The following is a 23,275-nucleotide window of genomic DNA, read 5'->3' as shown; positions in this document are numbered from 1 at the left end:
GATTATTGTTTTATTAGGTCATCAACATCTTGTACTTTAACTACTAAAATAGCAGCAATCAAAAAGCTGACACCACTAGTGACTAATGCAAATATGGCATTGTCATGGTATACATATTTAACTAATGGTCCGCCAATTAAGGCATTGATAATTTGGGGAATAACGACAAAGAAGTTGAAAATACCCATGTAAACTCCCATTTTCATTGGGGAGATTGATCCGGCTAATATGGCATACGGCATAGATAGAATACTAGCCCAAGCGATACCCACTGCAACCATAGAAAGAATAAGCCAGTTTTCGTTAGGGACAAAATAGATCGAAATTAATCCAAGGCCACCAATAATAAGGGATAGGGAATGGGTTAATTTTCTTCCGATTTTTTTTGCGATATAAGGCAACGCAAAAGCATAGAAAGCAGAAACCAAATTGTAAATACCAAACAACACGCCAACCCAGTCTCCTGCGTTTTGATACGCCTCACTTTTGCTGTCCGAAATAGGTAAACCATAAATATGATGGGCTATGGCCGGAGTGGTAAAAACCCACATTCCAAACAAACCAAACCAAGAGAAAAATTGTACCCAGCTCAATTGCCGCATCGTGGTAGGCATTTTTCTGAAATCATCAAAAATGTCCAGTACGCTGGATTCTTTAGCATTGGCATCAGCCACTTTGGTTTTCTGATGCGCCATTTCGTCTTCAAATTGGGCTAGCTCTTCCGGAGAATATTCTTTGGTAGAAAAAATGGAAACCAGGATAGAACCTATAAGTATAACAGCTCCAATTACAAAAGATAAAATCAAATGCATGGGAACACCGCCATCCTTATCTCTATTGGAAACGCCAAACCAATTCGTCAAAACATAAGGCAGCCAAGAACCAATCACGGCACCGAAACCAATTAAGGCGGTTTGTACGCTAAATCCAAGTGTTCTTTGATCCGTTCTTAAATTGTCGCCTACTAAAGCCCTGAAAGGTTCCATAGCAATATTGAAAGAGGCATCCATAATCATCAACATTCCGGCACCTACCCATAAGGCAGGCAAAAGAGCAATGAAAATTTCGGCTTGCGGCATTAATATTAAACCAATGGAGGCCAACAAAGCACCCACTAAAAAGAAGGGTTTTCGTCTTCCAAATTTTCCCCACGTTTTATCACTGTAATGGCCTATGATGGGCTGTACAATAAGTCCCATCAACGGGGCAATGATCCAAAACCAGGATAGTTCGTGCACATCAGCACCAAAAATCTGAAGAATTCTGCTGGCATTAGCATTTTGCAGTGCAAAACCCATCTGTATTCCCAGAAATCCGAAACTCATGTTCCAAATTTGCCAGAAACTTAATCTACGCTTTTCCATTATCGTAATTTATAAATTAATACGATAAGCGATATGCTTATCAAAACTTGTCTTATTTTCGAAGTAAAAGTGAGGCTTTGATGGGGTAAATATAAAAATATATTTTAAACTTTTGTTTTTCAGATACAAATAAAAAGAAACATTTTTCACTACAAGGTTGTAGTACTGAATATAATACAGCTGTTTTAAAAATTAGTCACAGTTTTCAGTCGCAGTTTTATGAAGGCAACTGAAAACGTATAATATCTAATGTGTAGATTCTCTTTCTATCAGATGCGTTTCAATTACTTCAGTTTTGTAATTTTCATCTTCTTCATCTTCCTCAGATTCGAGTCTTTCAATCAGCATTTTTGCCGCTTTATTTCCCATTTTGATACCATTCTGACTTACAGTAGTAATAGTAGGTGTAGAATATTTAGAAATGATACCATCTGTAAAGGCAATAACGGCTAAGTCTTTAGGAACATTTAATCCTATTTTATTGGCAGTTTTAATTATCGTTACTGCAAAAAGTTCGTTTACTGCAAAGACGGCATCAATGGCTTTGTCTTCTAATAGTTTTCCAATAGTGATTTCGCAGGTATCAACATCTTCAATTTTGATAATAAGATTTTCATTGAAGGGGATGTCATTGTCCAGTAATGCTTTGATATAACCATCTGTGCGAAGTTTACCCACACTCACATAATCAACAGTGGTAACTAAGGCGATTTTTTTCCGTCCTTTATCAATCAAGCTCTGAACGGCTTCATAGGCTGCAGATTGATCGTCTATAATGACTTTGTCGCAAAGGATATCGTTCGTAACTCTGTCAAACATGACTACAGGCATTCCCTGATTGATGACTTCTGTAATGTGGTGAAAATCGCCTTTGAATTGGGTTTCTTTAGACAGTGACATAATGAATCCGTCAATACTGCCGTTAGCGAGCATTTCCATATTCAGGACTTCTTTATCAAAGGAATCGTCTGAGAGGCAAATGAGTACGCTATACCCGTTTTCATTGGCCACTTGTTCAATTCCATTGATGACAGTGGAGAAGAAATGATGCACAATTTCCGGGATGATAATTCCAATGGTTTTTGTTTTTCTGTTTTTTAGGCTCAGCGCAATGTTATTGGGTTTGTAATTGTAAAATTTGGCGAAAGCTTGTACTTTAAGTCTGGTTTCCTCGCCTATTTCTGGACTGTTCCGTAATGACTTAGAAACGGTAGAAATAGAAACGTCTAATTCTTTGGCAATTTGTTTAAGCGTTATTTTCCTTTTCATGTGGAGAGGGAGTAAAATTTTATTTCGTAATAAAGATAAAATTTAATTTTACAAATGGTAATTAAACGGGTTAAAATTTAAATAAAACAAAAAGTTTTCAACACTATTACGTTTTCGTAACCCAATTAAAAAGGGCTCTTGTCGGGCGTGCAAAAATTTACATAAATTTAACATTCGAAGTAATAGTTACGCTTAAAAATTCAAGGAAAATTCAATTAAATTAAAGAAAATGTATGAAAACAATTTATAAAAAGTTGTTGATTTTAGTACTGCTGCTCCCTTTTAGTGTTCTGGCTCAGAATATTGTTGGCGGAACCGTTCTTGATAAAGTGTCAGGAGAGCCAATTCCGGGAGTAAACATAAATGTACAGGGTACAAATAATGGTGTTTCTACTGATTTTGATGGTAAATATCAGTTGTCTAATGTAAAAAGAGGGGATAAAATTGTGTTCTCTTATATTGGTTACACCAATACGGTCGTGACTTATGTTGCTCAAAATTCATTAAACGTGTCTTTAGAAGAAGATGCCAATCAATTAAAAGAAGTGGTGATCCAAGTGGGTTACGGGACTGTTAAGAAAAAAGATGCTACAGGAGCGGTAACCGTGCTGACTTCCAAAGATTTTAATAAAGGACCTGTTACTTCTGCAGATCAAATGATAACAGGGAAAGTAGCTGGTTTGCAGGTTATTAATGGAGGAGGTTCTCCAGGTGAAGGTGCAACTATCAGAATTAGAAGTGGCTCTTCACTATCTGCTAATAACGATCCGTTGTATGTTATTGATGGTGTACCGGTTGCTGCTGGTGGCGTAGAAGGAAGTAGAAATCCTTTGAGTACTATTAATCAAAATAATATTGAATCGATTACGGTTTTGAAAGATGCTTCGGCAACTGCTATCTACGGATCTCGTGCTTCGAATGGGGTAATTATAATTACTACCAAAAAAGGTAAAGCAGGGGAAATGCAAATTAATTATAATGCAAACTTCCAGGTTTCTGAAATCACGAATAAAGTAGATGCTTTATCAAGTACACAATTCAGAGATTTTGTAACGGCTAACGGAAATGCTGCTCAAATCGCGTTGATGGGTGCTGCTGATACAGATTGGCAGGATGAAATATTCAGAACAGCTATTGGTACAGATCATAATATTGCCCTAAGCGGTGGTTCTGATAATATAGTGTACAGAGCCTCTGTGGGATATGCTAATTTGAATGGTATCTTAAAAAGAGATAACATGGAGCGTACTACAATGTCTGCTGGTATAACCGGAAACTTCTTTGACGATCATTTAAAGATAGAATTGAATAATAATACGTCTCTGATTAATAGTAATTATAGTAATCGTGGTGCTATTGGTTCAGCCATTCGTTTTGATCCAACACAAGCGGTAAGAAATCCTGACGGAACCTTTTTTCAATGGTATACGTCTCCAACTGAAATCAACCAATTGGCAGGCAGAAACCCATTGTCTCAAATCGAACAACAAAACAGTTTTGGAACAGCGTACAGAAGCATTGGAAATATTCAAACCGAATATAAAATGCATTTTTTACCAGAATTAAAAGCAGTAGCTAATTTTGGATACGATCAATTAACAGGACGTTCATTTGGTAATACAGAAGCTAATTTTTTGAATGGACTTTCCGGTTCCGGTTTCAAGAATACGTATGAAAAAACCCAATCACGTTTCAATAAATTGATGGATTTGTACTTGAATTACAACAAAAAAGTAGAATCGATCAATACCGTTTTTGATGTTACTGGAGGGTATTCCTACCAAGATTTCAGAGAGACTTTTTACTCTTCCAATTTTAATTTTCAGAGTAATAACACTACGGTAGATCCTAATTTCCCGTCCCGTATCAACTTGCAGTCTTTCTTTGCAAGAACAAATATTAATATCGCCGATAAGTATTTAGTGACTTTGTCCTATAGACGTGATGGTACTTCAAGATTTACAGAATCAAATCGTTGGGCTAATTTCCCTGCCGTTGCTTTGGCTTGGAAACTGAACGAAGAAAACTTTTTGAAAGACGTAAGTAGTATTTCTACCTTAAAAATCCGTGGGGGTTGGGGTATTACCGGACAACAGGATATTGGAATAAGTTATCCTTCTATTCCGTTGTATTTAGCCTCTAATACTGCTGCTCAATACCCGTTTGGAAGTCAGTTTTACACCACTTACAGACCACAGCCGTACAACAGTAATTTGAAATGGGAACAAACCACCACTGTGAATGCAGGGTTGGATTTTGGATTTTTGAACAATAGAATCAATGGTAGTGTTGATTTGTACAAAAGAACAACAGAAGATTTATTATTGTACACACAAAATCCATCTTTCTTCGGGTTTTCAAATTTTGACAATTATAACGTAGGAACAATTGAAAATAGGGGGATTGAGATTGCTGCAGAAGTAATCCCATTTCGTTCTGATGATTTTGAATGGAGAATTGGCGGAAACGTAACCTTTCAAGAGTCTAAAATCACTAAGCTGACTACTACACTTCCTAATACGCCAGGAATTAATGTTGGAGGCTATGAAGGTGCTACCGGAAATTTTATTCAAAATCACCAAGTGGGTTATGCACCAAGTTCTTTTTACGTGTATGAGCAAGCGTATGGTGTAAACGGAAAACCTTTAGATGGGGTGTATGTTGACAGAAATCAAGATGGAATAATATCAGAGTTGGATAAATACCGTTTTCATAAACCGGCAGCAGATGTTTTTTACGGGTTTAACACTAGTGTGACCTACAAAAATTTTGACATGGGAATGAACTGGAGAGGATCATGGGGTAATTACAATTACAACAATGTGGATTCCAGTAAAGGATCTTTCAATAATATTTTGATCAGAAACACAGATTTGTCAAACGGAGTTGAAAATGTTTTGGAAACAGGTTTCAGATCTAATGACACCAAACGTTTCGAATCCGATTATTACATTCAAGATGCCTCTTTTGTAAGATTAGACAACGTAAGTGTTGGCTATACTTTCAATCAAAAAGAGAATACGTCTTCATTAGTTAAATTGACATTATCAGCACAAAATGTTTTGATCATTACTAATTATGAAGGATTAGATCCAGAAATTTCTGGAGGTATAGATGGAAATTTATACCCACGACCAATTACTTTCACGTTAGGTTTAAACGTTAATTTTTAATACAAATAGTAAGAAAAATGAAAAAGATACAAATAAAATTATTGGGTATTTCTTTGTTACTGTGCGTGATGGTATTCTCATCGTGTACAGATGATTTGAGCCAAGCCCCGGCAAGTAGTGTTGCAGTTCCGGGAGAACAGTTTTTTAGCACCCCGGAATCGTACAAACAAAATCTGGCCAAGTTATACGCAGGATTTGCTACTTCAGGGCAAACTGCAGCTGGTTCTCCAGATATCTCCGGAATTGATGAAGGGGAAAGTCAATACATCAGAGGGATCTGGTTGATGCAGGAATTAACAACAGATGAAGCTGTTATTGCCTGGAATGACGGAACAATAAAAGACCTTCATTCACAAACATGGACTTCTTTAGACCGTTTTATCACGGCTACATTTGCTCGATTTTCTTTTCAAATTGTAAACTGTAATGAGTTTTTAAGACAAACTACGGATGCTAAATTAGCCTCCAGAGGTCTTGATGCCGCTTTGATAGCAAAGATTAAAACCTACAGAGCAGAAGCGCGTTTTATTAGAGCATTCACCTATTGGCACTTGATTGATATGTTTGGCGGAGGTTCTTTGGTTACTGAAGATTCCCCAACGAGTTTTTACTACCCGGAATATGCGTCAAGAGCAGAATTATACAAATTTGTGGATGCCGAATTAACAGCAATTATTCCAGAATTGAAAGCGCCAAAATCAAATGAGGCGTATCGTGTGGATCAAGCTGCTGCCTGGATGTTACAAGCTAAGTTATACATGAATGCTAAAGTATATATTGGTACTGATAATTATGCAGGAGCATTGCCTTTGATTACTAAAGTAATAGGATCAGGGTATACTTTACACAACAATTATAACCAATTGTTTTTTGCGGATAATGATAGAAACGGAGCTCAAAACGAATTCATTTTTGCAATTGCTTTTGATGGACTAAGAACGCAAACGTATGGTGGGACTACTTTCTTGACGCATGCACCAGTTGGTGGTACTATGAAGGCTTCTGAATTTGGAATCAATGGTGGTTGGGCTGGTATCAGAACAACATCAGCATTTGTAAATAAGTTTAGTGAAAATACTACAGACGCAAGAGGTCAATTTTATACCGATGGACAAACTAAAGAAATTGCTGATATTGGTACATTTACTGATGGATACGCAATTCAGAAATTTAGAAATGTGACCGTAAACGGAGTTCAGGGCTCAGATAAATCAGGAGACTTTTCTGACTCTGATTTTCCAATGTTCCGTTTAGCCGATGCGTATTTAATGTATGCTGAATGTGCGGTAGTTGGTAAAGTAGGAGATCTAGGAACTGCCAGAGGATATGTAAATGCTTTAAGAACCAGAGCGAATGCTTCAACGATAAGCGCTCTTACTGCGGATGCTGCAGGTGCTAACCTGATTCTAGACGAGCGAGCAAAAGAACTGCACTGGGAAGGACACCGAAGAACGGATTTAATTCGTTTTGGTAAATTTACAGGCGGTAGTTATGTGTGGCCTTGGAAAGGAAATGTAGCGGGTGGTGCGCCAACGCAAGCATTTAAAAATTTATTTCCTATTCCTGCTACAGCATTAGCATCAAACAATAAATTGAAACAAAACCCTGGGTATTAATAAAATTTAAATAATAAATAAAAAATGAAAAATATAACTAAATCAGTAATTGCCTTATTCGCAGTTCTTACCTTGTCTTGTAGCGTAGAGGATGTAGAAGACAGACCAGTAATTCAAGGAGTGGATACTCCTGAATTAGTGGCGCCTGAAAATGATAAATCATACGTTTTACTAGAAGAAAATGCGGAAGATGTTATAGAACGTTTTGTGTGGACCAAAGCAACTTATGCTGGTAATGTAGAGATTGGGTACAAACTTTTGATGGATGTTAAAGGAGGAAATTTTACAAAAGCAATTGAATTAGGAGGAACTTCTGGAGCAACTCAAATTGAAGTAACTGTAAAAACATTGAATCAAGCAGTAATTCAATTGGGTGGAACACCTGATCAACTGGGTTCTTATGATGTCAAAGTAGTTTCTAGTTTAGCAGGAATTGAAAAAATGATGTCTAAAACTCCACTGACTATTTTAGTTAATGCGTACACTGGATTAATTCCTTACGCATTTAAAGACTGGTATTTTGTAGGCGACGCAACTGCTTCAGGATGGAACAATAATAATAAAAACCAACCTTTATTCAGAAGCGGAACAAACCCAAGTTTGTATCAATTTACTGGATTTTTCAAAGCGGGTGCATTCAAATTAATTTCTACACTTGGACAATGGGCTCCAATGTATGGTAAAGGAGATAATGGTGCTATTGTGGCTAGACCTACAGAAGCTGATCCAGATCCAGCATCTTTTACTATTGCAACGGAAGGCTATTATACTTTTACAATGAATACTGAAACATTAAAATACACTTTAGTGACGTATAATGCAGCTGCTGCTAAAACTTTCACTACCGTAGGTATCATTGGAGATAGCACACCATTAAAATGGGATGCTTCAACAGCATTAACCCAATCTACGTTCAATTCTCATGTTTGGTCATTAAATTTGTTGCCATTAAATGATGGTAAAGCTAAATTTAGAGCAAATAATGCATGGGACGTAAGTTGGGGTGGAAACACTGCTTTTTCAGGATTCCCAAATAACGGAACAAGTGGAGGTGACCTACCGGTTGCAAAATCTAAATACAAAATCTATTTTAATGATTTAGATGGTAGTTATTTAATGATTCCTAATCAAGGATAATTTATTTCAAAATTTTTTAAGGGCTATCTATGGGTAGCCCTTTTTTTTAGTTTTTAATTTAATTAATACTTAGCCATGAAAAAAAATCTACTTTTATTAATTTTACTTATAACCTCTATAAGTTATTCCCAATTTACAACTACGCCATCACCTGCAATTGCAAGTAGTGCAGTTACTCTTAATTTTAACAAAACAGGAACGCCACTCGCCAGTTATACAGGTACAATATATGCGCATATTGGTTTAACTGTTAATGGCACAAGATGGCAAAACGTGAAAGGGAGTTGGGGTAATAATTCCACACAACCCGCATTAACATTGGTTTCAGGAACTACTTATAAATTGGATCTTACTCCGGATTTGTATGCTTATTTTGGGATTCCAAATACGAGCTCTATTACAGAAATTTGTGTAGTCTTAAGAAATGATGCCGGAAATATGCAGACTGCTGATACTTTTTTTAATGTTGGAGCTTTTCAGGCAACTTTAACTTCTCCAGCAGAAAACAGTTCGACAATTATTGCATCTGGTGGCAGTTTGAATATTTCAGCTTCTAATACAGGAGGAAATGCCAGTTATGTTTTGAAGGCAAACGGAACAAATTTAAATATAAATACAGCGGCTTCCAGTTATACTTTTAATCACACAAATATCACCGGAAATCAAATCTATGAGTTGGAAGTTACTCAAGGAACTACTGTTATTACTAAAAAATTCAGTGTGATTGTAAATACGGGAACGATAAGTGCCGCGATGGCTAATGGTTTGTTAGACGGAATTAATTACAATACTGGTGATGCGACAAAAGCAACTTTAGTGTTGGATGCACCTTTAAAAGATTTTGTTTATGTGGCAGGGAGTTTTAATAACTGGCAGCCAACATCAGCGCACTCTATGAAAAAAGACCCAACCAGCGGTAAATTTTGGTTAGAATTAACCGGATTGGTCTCGGGGACAAATTACATGTATCAATATTGGGTGGGGGACGCAACTCCCTTGGCCGGTTCGCCTGGTTTAGTAAAAACTGCGGATCCTTATTCCACTTTGGTTTTATCTCCTTTTGATGATCCAGGGATTTCATCTGTAAATTATCCAAATCTTCCGGTATATCCCGTTGGTCAGGAACGTGAAGTAACCGTTTTGCAAACCGGGAAAGCTGCTTACGCTTGGAGTAGCGCCACTACAAACTTTGTTAAACCAGCTAAAGAAAAATTAGTAGTTTATGAATTGTTAGTGCGTGATTTTGATGCCAATAAAAGCTATCAGGACTTGATTAATAAAATCGATTATTTCAAAAATTTGAAGATAAATGCGATTGAATTAATGCCAGTGATGGAATTTGAAGGCAATGAAAGTTGGGGTTACAATACCTCTTTTCACATGGCTTTGGATAAATTCTATGGCACTTCGGATAAATTGAAAGAGTTTATTGATTTATGCCATCAAAACGGGATTGCTGTTATTCTTGATGTGGCGCTAAATCACGCTTTTGGTAGAAACCCAATGCTTCGCATGTGGATGAATGATCCTGACGGCAATGGTTGGGGCTCGCCTTCCACTGAAAATCCTTATTTTAATACAACAGCGATGCACAGTTATAGTGTGGGGGAAGATTTTAATCATCAACTGCCCAGAACACAAAATTATGTACAACGGGTCATTAAACAATGGGTTGAAGAATATAAAATTGACGGTTTCCGTTGGGATTTAACCAAAGGTTTTACACAAAATTGTCCAGCGAACGTAGCTGGCGGGCAAGAAAATTGTACCGGCAGTTTACAACAAGATAGAATAGATGTATTGAAAAAATATGCTGATTATTCTTGGAATTTAGATCCAAATCACTACGTTATTTTTGAACATTTGGGTGGTAATGAGGAAGAGCAACAATGGGCCAATTATAGGTTGAATGAAACGCTAAGTAAAGGCGTGATGATGTGGGGAATCATGACTTTTGACTATAACAATCTTACAAAAGGGTATGCAGGTAATATTTCAAGAATGAGTTCATCAAGCCGAGGATTTACTGCACACCGATTGATGGGCTATGCAGAGAGTCATGATGAGGAGCGCTTAATGTACAATAATGTGCAAGCAGGAAACAATACTACTGCGGACCATAATGTACGAACCCTTACTGTAGCTTTATCCAGAATGTCTGCATTAGGAGCTGTTTCTTTATTGGTTCCAGGGCCAAAAATGATTTGGCAATTTGGAGAATTAGGATGGAATTCTTCTATTTTTACCTGCAATAATGGAACTGTGAACTCTCCTTCTGATGGTACATCCGGGGATTGTAAATTAGACACTAAGCCACAGCCACAATGGACGGGTAGTTGGCTTGGAGATACCAACAGAAGCATAATTTACGACGACTGGGCAAAAATGATTACGATGAAGACCGAAGAACCTGTGTTTTTAGGAACTGTAACAATCAATAATAGCAGTTCGTTATTACCGAATATCAAAATTACCAACAGTGCACTAGCATCAACACAACTGAAAGATGTATTGATTGTAGCTAATTTTGATGTGACGCCAAAAAATGCTCCTTCCGGGTTTCCATACACCGGAACATGGTACAATTTGATGGACAATACATCTATTAATGTAATCAGTACCTCAGTTGCAATTACTTTGAAACCGGGAGAATTTAAAATCTATGGGAATAAAACAGCATCATTAGCAATAGCGGATTACGAAAAATCACCAACGATTGTGTTGTATCCAAATCCGGCATCTGATTATTTTACATTGAATGAAACAACGGCTAAGGTGCAGGTGTTTTCTATCACGGGACAATTGCTAAAAAGTTTTGATACCAATAAAACGGCAGGATCTCAATTTTCGGTTAGTGATTTGAATCAAGGACTTTACATCGTAAAAACATTTGATGAAAATAATGAAATGAAAGTATTGAAACTGTTGAAAAATTAAGAATACCTTGAAGATTGAAAAGGCTGTCCATAAAAAGGCAGCCTTTTTTGTATAAAAAAACTGCTCCATAAATGAAGCAGTTTTTAACTACAATTACAACTAAATATTAAATTTTACCGTCTTTGATTTCCTCCACAATTTCAGGATTTAACAAGGTTGAGGTATCGCCAAAATTAGAATAATCCCCTTCGGCAATCTTACGCAAAATTCTGCGCATGATTTTTCCGGAACGGGTTTTTGGCAAACCGGAAACAAACTGGATTTTGTCTAATTTGGCAATGGGTCCTATGTGATCGGATATGTGTTGGTTGATTTCTTTACTCAGGTTTTCTCTGTCGCGATATTCTCCGGTTTCTTTTAGAATTACAAAACCATACAACGCATTTCCTTTGATATCATGCGGGAAACCTACAATGGCTGATTCCGCAACAGCAGGATGTTCATTGATGGCATCTTCAATAGGGGCAGTCCCCAGATTGTGTCCGGAAACAATTACTACATCATCTACACGTCCAGTGATTCTGTAATACCCAACCTCGTCACGCAAAGCGCCGTCGCCAGTGAAATATTTACCTGGAAAGGTAGAAAAATAGGTTTCTTTATACCGTTGATGATCGCCCCAAATTGTTCTTGCAATTCCTGGCCAAGGAAATTTAATACACAAACTTCCGGTAACCTGATTCCCTTCTATTTCATTTCGTTTTTCATCCATCAAAACGGGTTGGATTCCCGGTAAAGGTAATGAAGCATAAGTAGGTTTTGTCGGGGTTACAAAGGCAATTGGTGAGATCATAATTCCTCCGGTTTCCGTTTGCCACCACGTATCTACCACAGGACATTTTTTATCGCCTACGTGGTTGTTGTACCAGTGCCATGCTTCCTCATTGATGGGTTCTCCTACAGATCCAATTACTTTCAAAGAGGTCAACTGGTAGCGTTGCACGTATTCGATGCTTTCTTTTGCCAAAGCTCTAATCGCTGTTGGCGCCGTGTAAAACTGGGTAACTTTGTGTTTTTCGATGGTTTGCCAAAAGCGACTGAAATCAGGATAAGACGGAACGCCTTCGAAAATTACGGTCGTAGCTCCGTTCAATAACGGGCCGTAAAGAATATAGGAATGTCCGGTAATCCAACCAATATCAGCGGTACACCAGAAAATATCATTGTCTTCATAATTAAAAACGTTCTTGAACGTATATGCGGAATACACCATATAACCGGCTGTAGTGTGAACCATTCCTTTTGGTTTACCTGTTGAACCGGAAGTATAAAGGATGAACAAAGGATCTTCGGCATCCATGATTTCAGCCACATTGTTATTCGAAGCTTGGTCTAAAAGTGGTTGCAGCCATTGGTCACGACCTTCTTTCATGTGGATAGTGGAGTTGATTCTTTTAGCTACTAAAACGTTCTCTACACAAGGGCAATTCAATAAGGCTTCGTCAACGATACTTTTTAAATCGATGGTTTTATTCCCGCGATACCCACCATCTGAAGTGATGACCATTTTACATTCGCTGTCATTGATTCTTGCGGCAACTGCCGAGGCGGAAAATCCTGCAAAAACAACCGAATGGATTGCTCCAATTCTGGCGCAGGCCAGAGTGGTAATCGCTAATTCAGGAATCATTGGTAAATAAATACAAACCCGATCTCCTTTTTGTATGCCTTGCTCCTTTAAGACATTCGCCATTTTGCAAACACGCTCGTATAACTCATTATATGAAATATGCAATGCCTCTTCATTTGGGTCATTCGGTTCAAAAATGATAGCTGTTTTATCTCCTTTTTTAGCAAGATGCCTGTCGATACAGTTTTTTACAATGTTTACTTTGGCATTGGTAAACCATTTTATTTCGGCGTCAGCCATATTGAAATCAACTACTTTATCCCATTGCTGGTACCAAGTAAAATTCTCTGAGGCCACTTTGTCCCAGAATTTTCCCGGTTCACGAATTGATTTTTTGTAATGTTTAAAGTACTCTTCTAGATTATTAATTTTATAGTAACTCATGATTATTGATAAATTTTATATGTTGTTAATTCCTATTTTATACTTTTTTAATGCGGTGATAATTTCTTCCACAATCGATTCGTCATCAATGGTCGACGGAATTTGGAATTCGGCACCATCTGCAATGCTGCGCAGTAGTTTTCGAAGGGTTTTTCCCGAGCGCGTTTTTGGTAAGCGCGTTACAATAACTACATTTCGTAAAGAAGTGACCGCTCCAATTTGCTGGCGAATCAATTTAATAATTTCTTGCTCCAATTGATAATGCTCTATTGCAATATCTAATTTCGTTACGACCAATGCCAACGGAATTTGTCCTTTCAAATCATCTTGAATTCCAATGACCGCACACTCTGCAACGAATCGGTGGGAAGCAACAACTTCTTCCATTTCAGCTGTAGATAAGCGGTGTCCTGCTACATTGATAACATCATCCGTTCTTCCGGTGATGAAAATATAACCGTCCTCATCTTTATAACCACCATCACCAGATAGATAATAGCCATCAAATTTGCTGAAATAACTGGCTTTAAAACGGGCTTCGTTTTCCCAGATACCCAACATATTTCCCGGAGGCAAAGGTAATTTTATGACAACCAAGCCTTCTTCATTGGCGCTTAATTCGTCACCGTTTTCATTGAAAATCCGAATATCATATCCGCAAACTGCTTTTGTGGCAGAACCGAATTTCACTGGCATTTTTTCAATGCCGAGAGAATTGGCAATCATTGGCCAGCCTGATTCTGTTTGCCACCAATGGTCAATTACAGGAATAGGAATGTGTTGTTGATACCATTCTAAAGTGGCATTATCACAACGTTCGCCCGCCAAAAATTGATTTTTGAGACAACTTAAATCATATTGTTTGATGAATGTTCCATCAGGATCTTCTTTTTTGATAGCTCTAATGGCGGTAGGAGCCGTAAACATAGTGCCCACTTTATGCTCTGAAATTATTCTCCAAAACGTACTCGCATCGGGAGTTTTAATCGGTTTGCCTTCAAAAATTATGGTAGTATTTCGATTTAATAACGGAGCGTAAAGGATGTAGCTATGACCTACTGCCCAACCCATATCTGATGCGGCCCAAAAAGTCTCGCCTTCTTTGACATTATAGATGTATTTCATAGAAAATTTCAATGCCACAGCATATCCACCAGTATCTCTTACAATTCCTTTTGGCTTTCCCGTCGTTCCCGAAGTATACAAAATATAAAGCGGATGATTTGAATTTACAGGAACACAAGGAGTTTCTTCTGAACCATAAACCAAGGCATCATAATCTACGTCATATTTCTTAAACGGAATTCGGGCGCCTAATTTTCTGTTGAAAACGATTACTTTTTTTGGTCGGTGTGAAGCGAGTTCAATAGCTTGATCGACCAAAGGTTTGTACGCAATCAAACGATCCACTTCAATTCCCGAAGAAGCGGTAATAATGGCCCGGGGTTTGCAATCATCGATTCTGATGGCCAATTCATGTGGTGCAAAACCTCCAAAAACAACGGAATGGATTACGCCAATTCTTGCGCAAGCCAACATGGCAAAAGCTGTTTGTGGAATCATGGGCATGTAAATTATTGCGGTGTCGCCTTTTTTTAATCCCAGTGATTGCATGCCTCCTGCGAGTTTTGCAACTTCGGTTTTTACTTCCGAAAAAGTGTATTTTTTTACGGTTTGTGTTACCGGAGAGTCATAAATAAAAGCGACCTGGTCCCCACAGCCATCCTGAATGTGTTTGTCTAACGCCAGGTAACAAATGTTCAATTCGCCATCTTTGTACCAAAGCGGATAGCCATTTTCGTCTTTTGACAAAATTGTCTCCGGTTTGTTGTACCACTCAATTGCATCAGCTTGTTCAGCCCAGAATTTTTCTGGCTGCTCAATGCTTTCCTCATAAATTTCCTTGTATGTCATTGTGTTGAATTTGTTTCTTATTGAATTAATTCATGAACTTGGTCGACTAACTTTTTGATTGAAAAAGGCTTGACTACATATAAATTAGCGCCTAATGAAAGGCCTTTTTCAATGTCCTTTTCCTTGTTTTTTGCCGAAAGGAAAATGACTTTGCAATGCTGCAACCGTTCGTCTTTTTTTATTTGCTCTAATGTGGCATACCCGTCCACCATAGGCATCATGACATCAAGAATAATGACATCCGGAAGTTTATTTTTTAAAATATCCAATGCTTCCTGACCGTCGCGCGCAATGAAAACTTCAAAATTGTTCTTTTTGAAAGTGTACTCTAATGACATTACAATATTTGGTTCGTCATCTACAATTAAAATTTTTTTCATTTTTAATTATTTTCTGTTGTATTATAATTGGGTAATGTAAATACGAATGTGGCGCCTTCAGCGGTATCGTCTTCGGCCCAAATTCTACCTTTGTGATGTTCTATTATTTGTTTGCAAATGGCTAAACCCAAGCCGCTTCCTATTGGTTTTTTTACGTTTTGGTTTCGAGATTGGTAAAATTTATCAAAAATAGCTTGAAAATCTTCTTTCTTAATTGCCTTGCCGTTGTTGTGTATTTTGACTTCAATATTGTCTTTGTTTTCATGAATGGAAATCACTATTTTCCCGTTTGTCTCAGCGCAGAATTTTATCGCATTGGATACTAAATTGTGAATCACCTGAATGATTCGTTCCTCGTCATAAAAGGCTTTGATCTCTCTTGATTCCTCCTGAAATTCAACATTTATGTTTTTGTTTTTTAGGAGTTGCTGGAGGGAATTCAATGTTTTTTTGATTGTTTTTGAAATGTTGTTTTTAGAGAGGTAAATTTTTTGTTTTCCGGTTTCAAATTTTTCTAAATCCAGAATTTTATCAATTAAACGATTCAAACGATCGGACTCAGAAATGATATTTTGCAAAAACTGTTTTCTCAACTCCTCCGGAATGTCGTCATCATCATGAAGGATTTCGCTTGCCGCACGAATTGCGGTTATTGGCGTTCTCAATTCGTGGGTAACAGTGTCAAGAAATTCATCTTTTTGAATGTCTTTGTTTATTAATTCCAAATTGGCATTTTTGAGTTGTTCGGATATTTTTTTTAATTCATTTGAGGTGTCTGTCAGCTTTTTGTTGATGATGATGTTTTCTTTGGATTCTTCTAAAATTCGCAACACTTCTGGCAGACTGATTTTATCTTCTTTGACCACGCTTGATATTAATATTTTGGCGGAAGCCGTACCAATGTGTCCCGTCAATAAATTCTCAGCAAATTTTATAAATCGGGCATCGGCGGTGGTGATGTCTTTGTCTATGTTGTATTTCAAATTGAAAATGGTCAGTGCACGTTTTGTTCTTTCTTCCCCTAGAAATCGCTGCAATACTTTTTGAATGTCGGAGATATAGGCCGTTCCTTTCCAAATAAAAGCATTTTCATGATTGGTAATGTATTTGTCGATGTCTACAAACATTTCGGCATAATTGCGTTCCCTGTAATTCCCTTTAAAACTAACGGAAATGGCCAGATAACTCATCAAATTGATTAATAAACTCCAAAAAACGGCATGTGGTATAGGTTCTAAATAATCCAATCCGAAAAGCTGAAATGGTTTTAGAAGTTCAATTCCCCAAGGGCCTTCTTGAATGAATAAGCTTGTTGATTCGGTTATCCCAATGGCGTAAGGAACTAGAAGGGTATAAAAACAGGTTATAAATCCAAGTAAAATCCCTGTTATAGCACCATTTTTTGATCCTCTTTTCCAGAATATGGCACCAAAAAAAGAAGGAGCCAATTGCGCGATTACTACAAAGGCAACAAGTCCTATGGAAACCAAAGAGTAGTCCAGAATAAAAATTCGATAGATAGCATACGCCAGGATAATGAGGGAAAAAATGCCTATTTTCCGACTGATCAAGATGCGTTTGTTGTTTTTTTTCTGGGAATCATTCTCGAGTGAACCTATAAAGCCATAAGGGATTAATAGGTTGTTACTAAGCATAGTGGCGAGCGCAATTGAGGAAACGATTATCATTGAGATCGCTGCCGAAAATCCGCCCAGAAAGACTAAAACCATTACGGTGTTGTTGTTGAAATATTGTGGGATTAACAATGAATAGGTATCGGAATTGAGTCCTTGCCCCTCAAATAAGATGTTTCCTCCCCAAGCAATTGGGAATACAAAAAGATTAAAAAGTAACAAATACAGTGGGAAAAGCCAAATGGCTGTTCGAATGTGGCTTTCTTTATTGTTTTCTACGATGGCAGTATGAAACTGTCTTGGCAATAGAAAAATGGCAAACATAGACAACACACAAAGGAAAAACCAGTTGATTCCGTTTGTAATCCCGCCAATGGTGTTTTTTTTGTCAAAATTTTCAAGGACACTCGCTTTTTGATAAATATCATCAAACCCATCAAAAACAAAGAAGGTTACGTAAATGCCAATCATTAAAAAGAAAACTAATTTTAGGATTGATTCCATGGCTACGGCAGTTACAATACCACGTCTTTTTTCGGAAGCATCCACGTAGCGTGTTCCATAATAAGAGGCAAATAATGCCAAAGCAAGACACACATATGTAGTTGTATCCGTAAAGATGTTGTCGCTTGATTGTGTTTTGCTGACAATATGAAAGGTATCTGAAATTGATTTTAGTTGTAGTGAAATATAAGGAAGTATCCCAATAACACAAACCATGGTGACTAATGCTCCAAGAAATCTACTGTTTCCGTATCGTAAAGAAATAAAATCTGCTATACTGGAGATTTTATTTACTCTCGAAATTCGGATAATTCTCTTTAGGATGATCATCCACGTTGGTATAATAATAATAGGGCCTAAATAAATAGGTAAATAGGCTAGTCCTGTTTCTGCTGCGACTCCTATACTGCCATAATAGGTCCAAGCAGTACAATATACTGCCAATGAAAAAGAATAGACATACGGATTGTTAGTCCATTTAGAATGTCTTCTTTTTTCAGACCAATGCGCTATGTAAAATAAAATGGAGACATAAAGCGCTAAAATCAGTAAAACCCCTACGCTATTCATAATATCTTTTTATGATTAAGTAGGTTATAGCGATTGAAAATAGCCATGCCGAAAAAATGTAGAGGTAAATTAGGGGTAAACCAAAAATAGGTTTAGAACTGTCAAATAATAGCAAAAGCGGAATATTCAATGCTAATAAGATTAACACTGAGAGTATAACCAGCTTTTGTTCATGTCTTTTTTTCATTGTAAAAAAATAAACAATCTCTGCAAAAAAATGCAGAGATTGTTTTTAAGGAATGCATTTAATTAATCGTTTTTTTCATCGTAATCTCCCATTAAGGAGAAGTACCCAAAGGCTCCCAATCCTAAAACAATTAGTGGGGTGAGTATGAATAGGATGATAATCCCGAATACTAAATCCTCTTGTTTACCGGACATAAATTTGGGCAATCCGAAAGTGAAGATGCAAAAATAGGCTGCAGCAGCTGCTAATGCAATCCAAACTAATCCTAAAATTCTTTTTATTTGATTCATAGCTGTGTTTTTTAAATGTGAGCGTTTTTGTCTTTATTTTTAATGTAAACCATTCCAATTACAAAGCTGATAGCAGCAATAACAATTGGATACCAAAGTCCTTCGAGGTAAAATTCCGGATTCCCGCCTTCTTTTGCATTTATAACAAAATAGGTTGAAATGGCAGGAAGCAGTCCTCCAAAAATTCCATTTCCTACGTGGTATGGTAACGACATAGACGTATATCTAATTTTTACAGGGAACATCTCTACAAGGAAAGCCGCAATTGGACCATATACCATTGTAACAAATATGACCTGAACGAAGACTAGAAATATTAACGACCATTCGTCAGCAGTGGAGATCTTAATAGTTGTTTTGGTGTCTACTTTTGCTTTGCCATCTACAATTACTGCCGTTCCGTTTTCTAAATGTACGGTTTTTATTTCTTGAAAAGTAGTTCCATCCGCATACTCTTTATTGGTGGTGTAAATAGAGTCCATGGTTTGCTTCTTGTTCTCTTTCAGCTCCGCGATTAGCGTTGTTTTTTCTACCATTTCCGTTTTATTGGCTATCGAGGTAGTTTCGTACATACTTTTATAAATAGGTCGGTATAATATGATGGCTAGCAACATCCCGCCCATCATGATGTATTTTCGGCCTACTTTATCACTTAACCAACCAAAAAGGATGAAAAACGGAGTACCAAGCATTAATGCAATTCCCAGTAAAGTGTCAACTTGTGACGAATCAATAGCCATTACTGTTTTCATGAAATTCATGGCATAGAATTGACCGGTGTACCAAACGACCCCTTGACCCATAGTAGCTCCAAATAAAGCTAATAAGACAAATTTCAAATTGTAACGATTTCCAAAACTCTCTTTCAATGGATTGGTACTGGTTTTTCCTTCCGCTTTTGCTTTAGCAAAAACAGGAGATTCATCCATATTTTTTCTAATTAAATAGGAAACGCCAACCATGATGATAGATACCCAGAACGGAACTCTCCATCCCCATTCGTCAAATTGCTCTGGCGTAAGGATATTTCTAGTGGCTAAAATCACCATCAAAGAGATGAATAAACCCACCGTTGCAGTAGTTTGAATCCACGAAGTCCAGTAGCCTCTTTGTCCTACAGGGGCATGCTCTGCTACGTATGTTGCGGCTCCGCCATATTCACCACCCAAAGCAAGACCTTGAAGCAAACGTAGAATTAATACTAATAAAGGAGCCATAAAACCAATGGTTTCATAACTCGGAATACAACCAATCAGGAACGTGGCTCCACCCATCAAAAGTAAGGTGACCATGAAGGTGTATTTTCGGCCAATTAAATCGCCTAATCTTCCAAAGAAAAGGGCTCCAAATGGTCTAACTACAAACCCTGCTGCAAATGTTGCCAAAGTAGATAAGAAAGCAGCTGTTGGATTATCCGAAGGGAAAAATTTAGTTGAAATTACAACTGCTAAACTTCCAAAGATGTAAAAGTCATACCATTCGATCATGGTACCCATTGAGGATGCGGAAATAACTTTCCAAATTCCTTTTGTTGATTTTTCTTTCATGTATTGTTATTTTTAAAATTGATTATAGATAAATTTGAAGTTGTACTATGAAGTCTCCTAATGATCCTGAGCGGTTTGTAAGAGAGGTGTATACGGGTCTAGTTGAATATTGTGCCGTTATTTTGGCATGGTGTCCATCTAGGAAAAAGTTAGATCCTACATCAAACTGTGTGCTTGATTGTTCCAAAGCATCAAAGTTTTTATAGGTAACAGCACCAAAAGGCTGGATACGAATTTTAGGTTTCGCTTCTTTACATGGCAATAAAACACCAGCTTGTGTGTACCAAATATTTCCAGATCCCATCGTTGGCTGTGCATTTCCAGCTCCTGCTATAGCTCTACTCCCTGTGAAATTTGGATCTACTGAGCCAATATTCATAATCCCAACATTACGCAAATAATTAGGACCAAAATCATAATCATATAGTACACTGTAAGCTGTAACGGCCATTTTGTTTTCTTTTTTTCCAATAGGCATATCAAGAAAAACATCGGCAGAGAAAAGTTTGATGTCATGTTTGTTGATAGTGCTGTTTACAGAAGTTTTTGTGGCATCAGGCGCAGTGTAAAAACCAGCGCCAATGTTGAATACTTTTTTAGTTCCTAAATAGCTACCTACTTTAAAAGGCAATACATTAGCTTCTTGATCTAAAAATTGATACTCAAAATAACCCGCTTTAGACCATTTTGTATTTCCACTGTTATCTACAGCTACGGCATTCGATGCATTCGAGGTGTTTGTAGGTGTTAAATTTGTAGCATACGGTTTATTATAACTCATTCTATATTCTAACTTACCGTATTTTCCTTTAGCGAATAAACCTACTTGTCTGGCAAACTGATCGGAGTTCTCTATTAAAGGCCAGTTAAAAACAGGGGCATCTATGGTTAAGAAGTTTAGCGTTGAAGCCATCGTAAGTCTAGACAATCCCATGTAGTAGTGCAATCCAGCACCGAGGGTGAAACTAAATTTCTTATCTTTTTCTGGCAATACAACTGCATATTCATTCCATGCGTCATGAAAGAATAAACCCGGTTTTTTTCCAGCACCGTAGCCACCAGTACCTGAGGATCCTGCTGCACCACCGTTAATAAAAGTTTGGTTGTTGATTCCAAAATGGGTTAAGATCATGTATCTTTTGGATACTTGTGCATAAGCTAGAAAACGCAAACGTCGATTACCAATGTCGGTTGCAGTTGAAGTTGCTTCGCCACCAATCATTGTTCCTGGATTCATCTGAGAGGAACGCATCCAGATCTGGTTCCATGCAATTACACGCATGAATTTGGAACCGTCTTCGTTCAGGTTAAATTTCAATCCAGCGCCATAGTCAGTAGAGCCTTGTGAAAAACTTTTTAGCGACAATAATAATAGTACCGCTATAAAAAATATTTTTTTCATAAATAAAATTTTGGTTATTAAATGGTTGGTTAATAAAGTGCCAAATTGAGTTATTTAATTCTAGAAAAAAATTTTGATATATTTTTATGTAAAGATATATAGTTAGTCCTTGAATCGTTCCCATTTTATGAGCATAAATTTGTCTCCTAGTTCTGTAATGATCATGCCTGCCCCGGATAACAATTGTTTGTTTTTGAGGTATTCTACCAGTTCTAAGTGACTAAAAATCTTATAAGTAGGGTGGTAGTTTGCGTGCGAAGGTTTTTTGATGTTAAAGGACTTTACCCAATTGCTGATCGTAACATGTGAAACGCCAAGAATACGCTCTATTTCTCGAAAACTGAGTCCTTCCAGATACAGCTGTAAAGCCTTGGTAACATAGTAATCATCAATCTTTTTTCCTATTTTGTTAACCGTGAAAAAATACTTGCATTTTTTGCATAAATACCTTTGTTTACTGTTAATTATGCCGCTTTTTATAATCTGATTGTTTTGGCATTTAGGACAGCTTAAAATCTCCATATATATAAATTTTGCATAAATATAGTAATTTAGCAACAATTTAAAAATGAATTGTGTAAAAAAAATGGATTTATTTTGCACACTATCTGTTTTTATTGGGGAATGCTTTAATTATAAGTAGATAAATGCAGTTTTATATAAAATGGTTTTTAGAAAATAGAAATTAAATAGGTGTTGAAAATTAAATAGGGTTTGCCTCTTTGTAGTGACTTTTTTTAGACAAAAATATCTTCGGTAGTAAATAAAAAGCGCTATTCAATCTGAAGAATAGCGCTTTTTATTGGTATTGAAATTGGTTCTAAAGGAGGAGTCTTCACCAACACCAGAAGGAATTCGGATGTTTTCTACAATTTCCTGAACTTCCTGCGGTGGTTCCGGTGTAAAACTATTGATAATAAAAGCAACAATGAAATTGGCTAGCATAGCGATTGTACCAAAACCTTCTGGAGAAATGCCAAAGCGCCCGCAGCTACCAAAGCAATAACCCAATCCGGTAAATTGGCAATTTCCGGATTTGCCAATACCATAATGTCATTGTCATTTTTTAGTTCACTTCCCTTTAATCCTTTTGCTTCAGCAGTGGCTATAAAAGCCGAATCCTTTTGCTTCAGCAGTGGCTATAAAAGCCGGATCCTTGCTGTGCAAACCAAAATCCCAGTGGAAATCCGCCCAGTTTTATGGTGTTTAATTATTCTGCAAATAGTATTCCTGCTCCAAAAGAAGCGATAAGCTAGATCGCTAGTAAAATAAAGAGGTATCGTATATTTTCCTTACAATAGGCGCTTGCGTTTTCTGGTGTTGTCATACTGTTTTTT

General features: G+C 37.1%; 14 protein-coding genes and 2 pseudogenes. 4 read left to right on the top strand and 12 right to left on the bottom strand.

All coding sequences use genetic code 11. From position 1 onward, the window contains the following. Positions 1 to 2: 2 nt before the first annotated feature. Entirely contained in the window at positions 3 to 1,364 is a 1,362-nt protein-coding gene (locus EKL99_RS10760) for an MFS transporter (RefSeq protein WP_126515125.1), read from the bottom strand. A gap of 246 nt (positions 1,365 to 1,610) precedes the next feature. Continuing rightward, entirely contained in the window at positions 1,611 to 2,633 is a 1,023-nt protein-coding gene (locus EKL99_RS10755) for a LacI family DNA-binding transcriptional regulator (RefSeq protein ID WP_126515124.1), read from the bottom strand. 233 nt (positions 2,634 to 2,866) lie between these two features. Here EKL99_RS10755 and EKL99_RS10750 point away from each other — a divergent pair, with 233 nt between their 5' ends. The 4 genes from EKL99_RS10750 to EKL99_RS10735 all read left to right on the top strand — a co-directional run bounded on the left by EKL99_RS10750 (position 2,867) and on the right by EKL99_RS10735 (position 11,496). Further along, positions 2,867 to 5,806, top strand: a complete 2,940-nt coding sequence (locus EKL99_RS10750) for a TonB-dependent receptor (RefSeq protein WP_126576932.1) — start codon at positions 2,867 to 2,869, stop codon at positions 5,804 to 5,806. Between the two features lie 17 nt (positions 5,807 to 5,823). After that, the gene (locus EKL99_RS10745) at positions 5,824 to 7,422 is read left to right on the top strand and encodes a RagB/SusD family nutrient uptake outer membrane protein (protein WP_126458356.1); all 1,599 of its coding nucleotides are present in this window, start codon (positions 5,824 to 5,826) and stop codon (positions 7,420 to 7,422) included. Between the two features lie 24 nt (positions 7,423 to 7,446). Continuing rightward, the gene (locus EKL99_RS10740) at positions 7,447 to 8,559 is read left to right on the top strand and encodes a SusE domain-containing protein (RefSeq protein ID WP_126458358.1); all 1,113 of its coding nucleotides are present in this window, start codon (positions 7,447 to 7,449) and stop codon (positions 8,557 to 8,559) included. Positions 8,560 to 8,634: 75 nt separating this feature from the next. Beyond that, positions 8,635 to 11,496: an alpha-amylase family glycosyl hydrolase gene (locus tag EKL99_RS10735; protein WP_126576931.1), complete on the top strand. Its 2,862-nt coding sequence runs from the start codon at positions 8,635 to 8,637 to the stop codon at positions 11,494 to 11,496. A gap of 106 nt (positions 11,497 to 11,602) precedes the next feature. Here the strand turns inward: EKL99_RS10735 and acs are convergent, their stop codons facing one another. The 10 genes and pseudogenes from acs to EKL99_RS10680 all read right to left on the bottom strand — a co-directional run. Then, a complete protein-coding gene (gene acs, locus EKL99_RS10730) occupies positions 11,603 to 13,510 on the bottom strand; it encodes an acetate--CoA ligase (protein ID WP_126458363.1) in 1,908 nt (635 codons plus the stop codon). 15 nt (positions 13,511 to 13,525) lie between these two features. Further along, entirely contained in the window at positions 13,526 to 15,424 is a 1,899-nt protein-coding gene (locus tag EKL99_RS10725; RefSeq protein WP_126458365.1) for an AMP-binding protein, read from the bottom strand. Between the two features lie 17 nt (positions 15,425 to 15,441). Beyond that, positions 15,442 to 15,804 carry a response regulator transcription factor gene (locus EKL99_RS10720; protein ID WP_126453872.1) on the bottom strand — a complete coding sequence of 121 codons (363 nt, stop codon included), beginning with the start codon at positions 15,802 to 15,804 and terminating at the stop codon, positions 15,442 to 15,444. A 2-nt stretch (positions 15,805 to 15,806) separates the two neighbouring features. Next, entirely contained in the window at positions 15,807 to 18,512 is a 2,706-nt protein-coding gene (locus EKL99_RS10715; protein ID WP_126576930.1) for an ATP-binding protein, read from the bottom strand. A 249-nt stretch (positions 18,513 to 18,761) separates the two neighbouring features. Next, the gene (locus tag EKL99_RS10705; RefSeq protein WP_126453866.1) at positions 18,762 to 18,989 is read right to left on the bottom strand and encodes a DUF6814 family protein; all 228 of its coding nucleotides are present in this window, start codon (positions 18,987 to 18,989) and stop codon (positions 18,762 to 18,764) included. 11 nt (positions 18,990 to 19,000) lie between these two features. Beyond that, positions 19,001 to 20,536 carry an MFS transporter gene (locus EKL99_RS10700; protein WP_126458370.1) on the bottom strand — a complete coding sequence of 512 codons (1,536 nt, stop codon included), beginning with the start codon at positions 20,534 to 20,536 and terminating at the stop codon, positions 19,001 to 19,003. A 22-nt stretch (positions 20,537 to 20,558) separates the two neighbouring features. Next, positions 20,559 to 21,938 carry a porin gene (locus EKL99_RS10695; RefSeq protein WP_126458373.1) on the bottom strand — a complete coding sequence of 460 codons (1,380 nt, stop codon included), beginning with the start codon at positions 21,936 to 21,938 and terminating at the stop codon, positions 20,559 to 20,561. A 102-nt stretch (positions 21,939 to 22,040) separates the two neighbouring features. Then, the gene (locus EKL99_RS10690; RefSeq protein WP_126453860.1) at positions 22,041 to 22,460 is read right to left on the bottom strand and encodes a helix-turn-helix domain-containing protein; all 420 of its coding nucleotides are present in this window, start codon (positions 22,458 to 22,460) and stop codon (positions 22,041 to 22,043) included. Positions 22,461 to 22,715: 255 nt separating this feature from the next. After that, positions 22,716 to 22,919: pseudogene (locus EKL99_RS14540) on the bottom strand (hypothetical protein); the annotation flags it as partial. A 169-nt stretch (positions 22,920 to 23,088) separates the two neighbouring features. After that, positions 23,089 to 23,265, bottom strand: a pseudogene (locus tag EKL99_RS10680) (sodium/substrate symporter small subunit); the annotation flags it as partial. Between the last annotated feature and the right edge of the window lie 10 nt (positions 23,266 to 23,275).

The organism is Flavobacterium sp. ZB4P23 (assembly GCF_003970375.1).
GTDB lineage: Bacteria > Bacteroidota > Bacteroidia > Flavobacteriales > Flavobacteriaceae > Flavobacterium.
The sequence above is the reverse complement of the archived record's forward strand: the minus strand, read 5'-3'. Positions and strand labels throughout refer to the sequence as shown.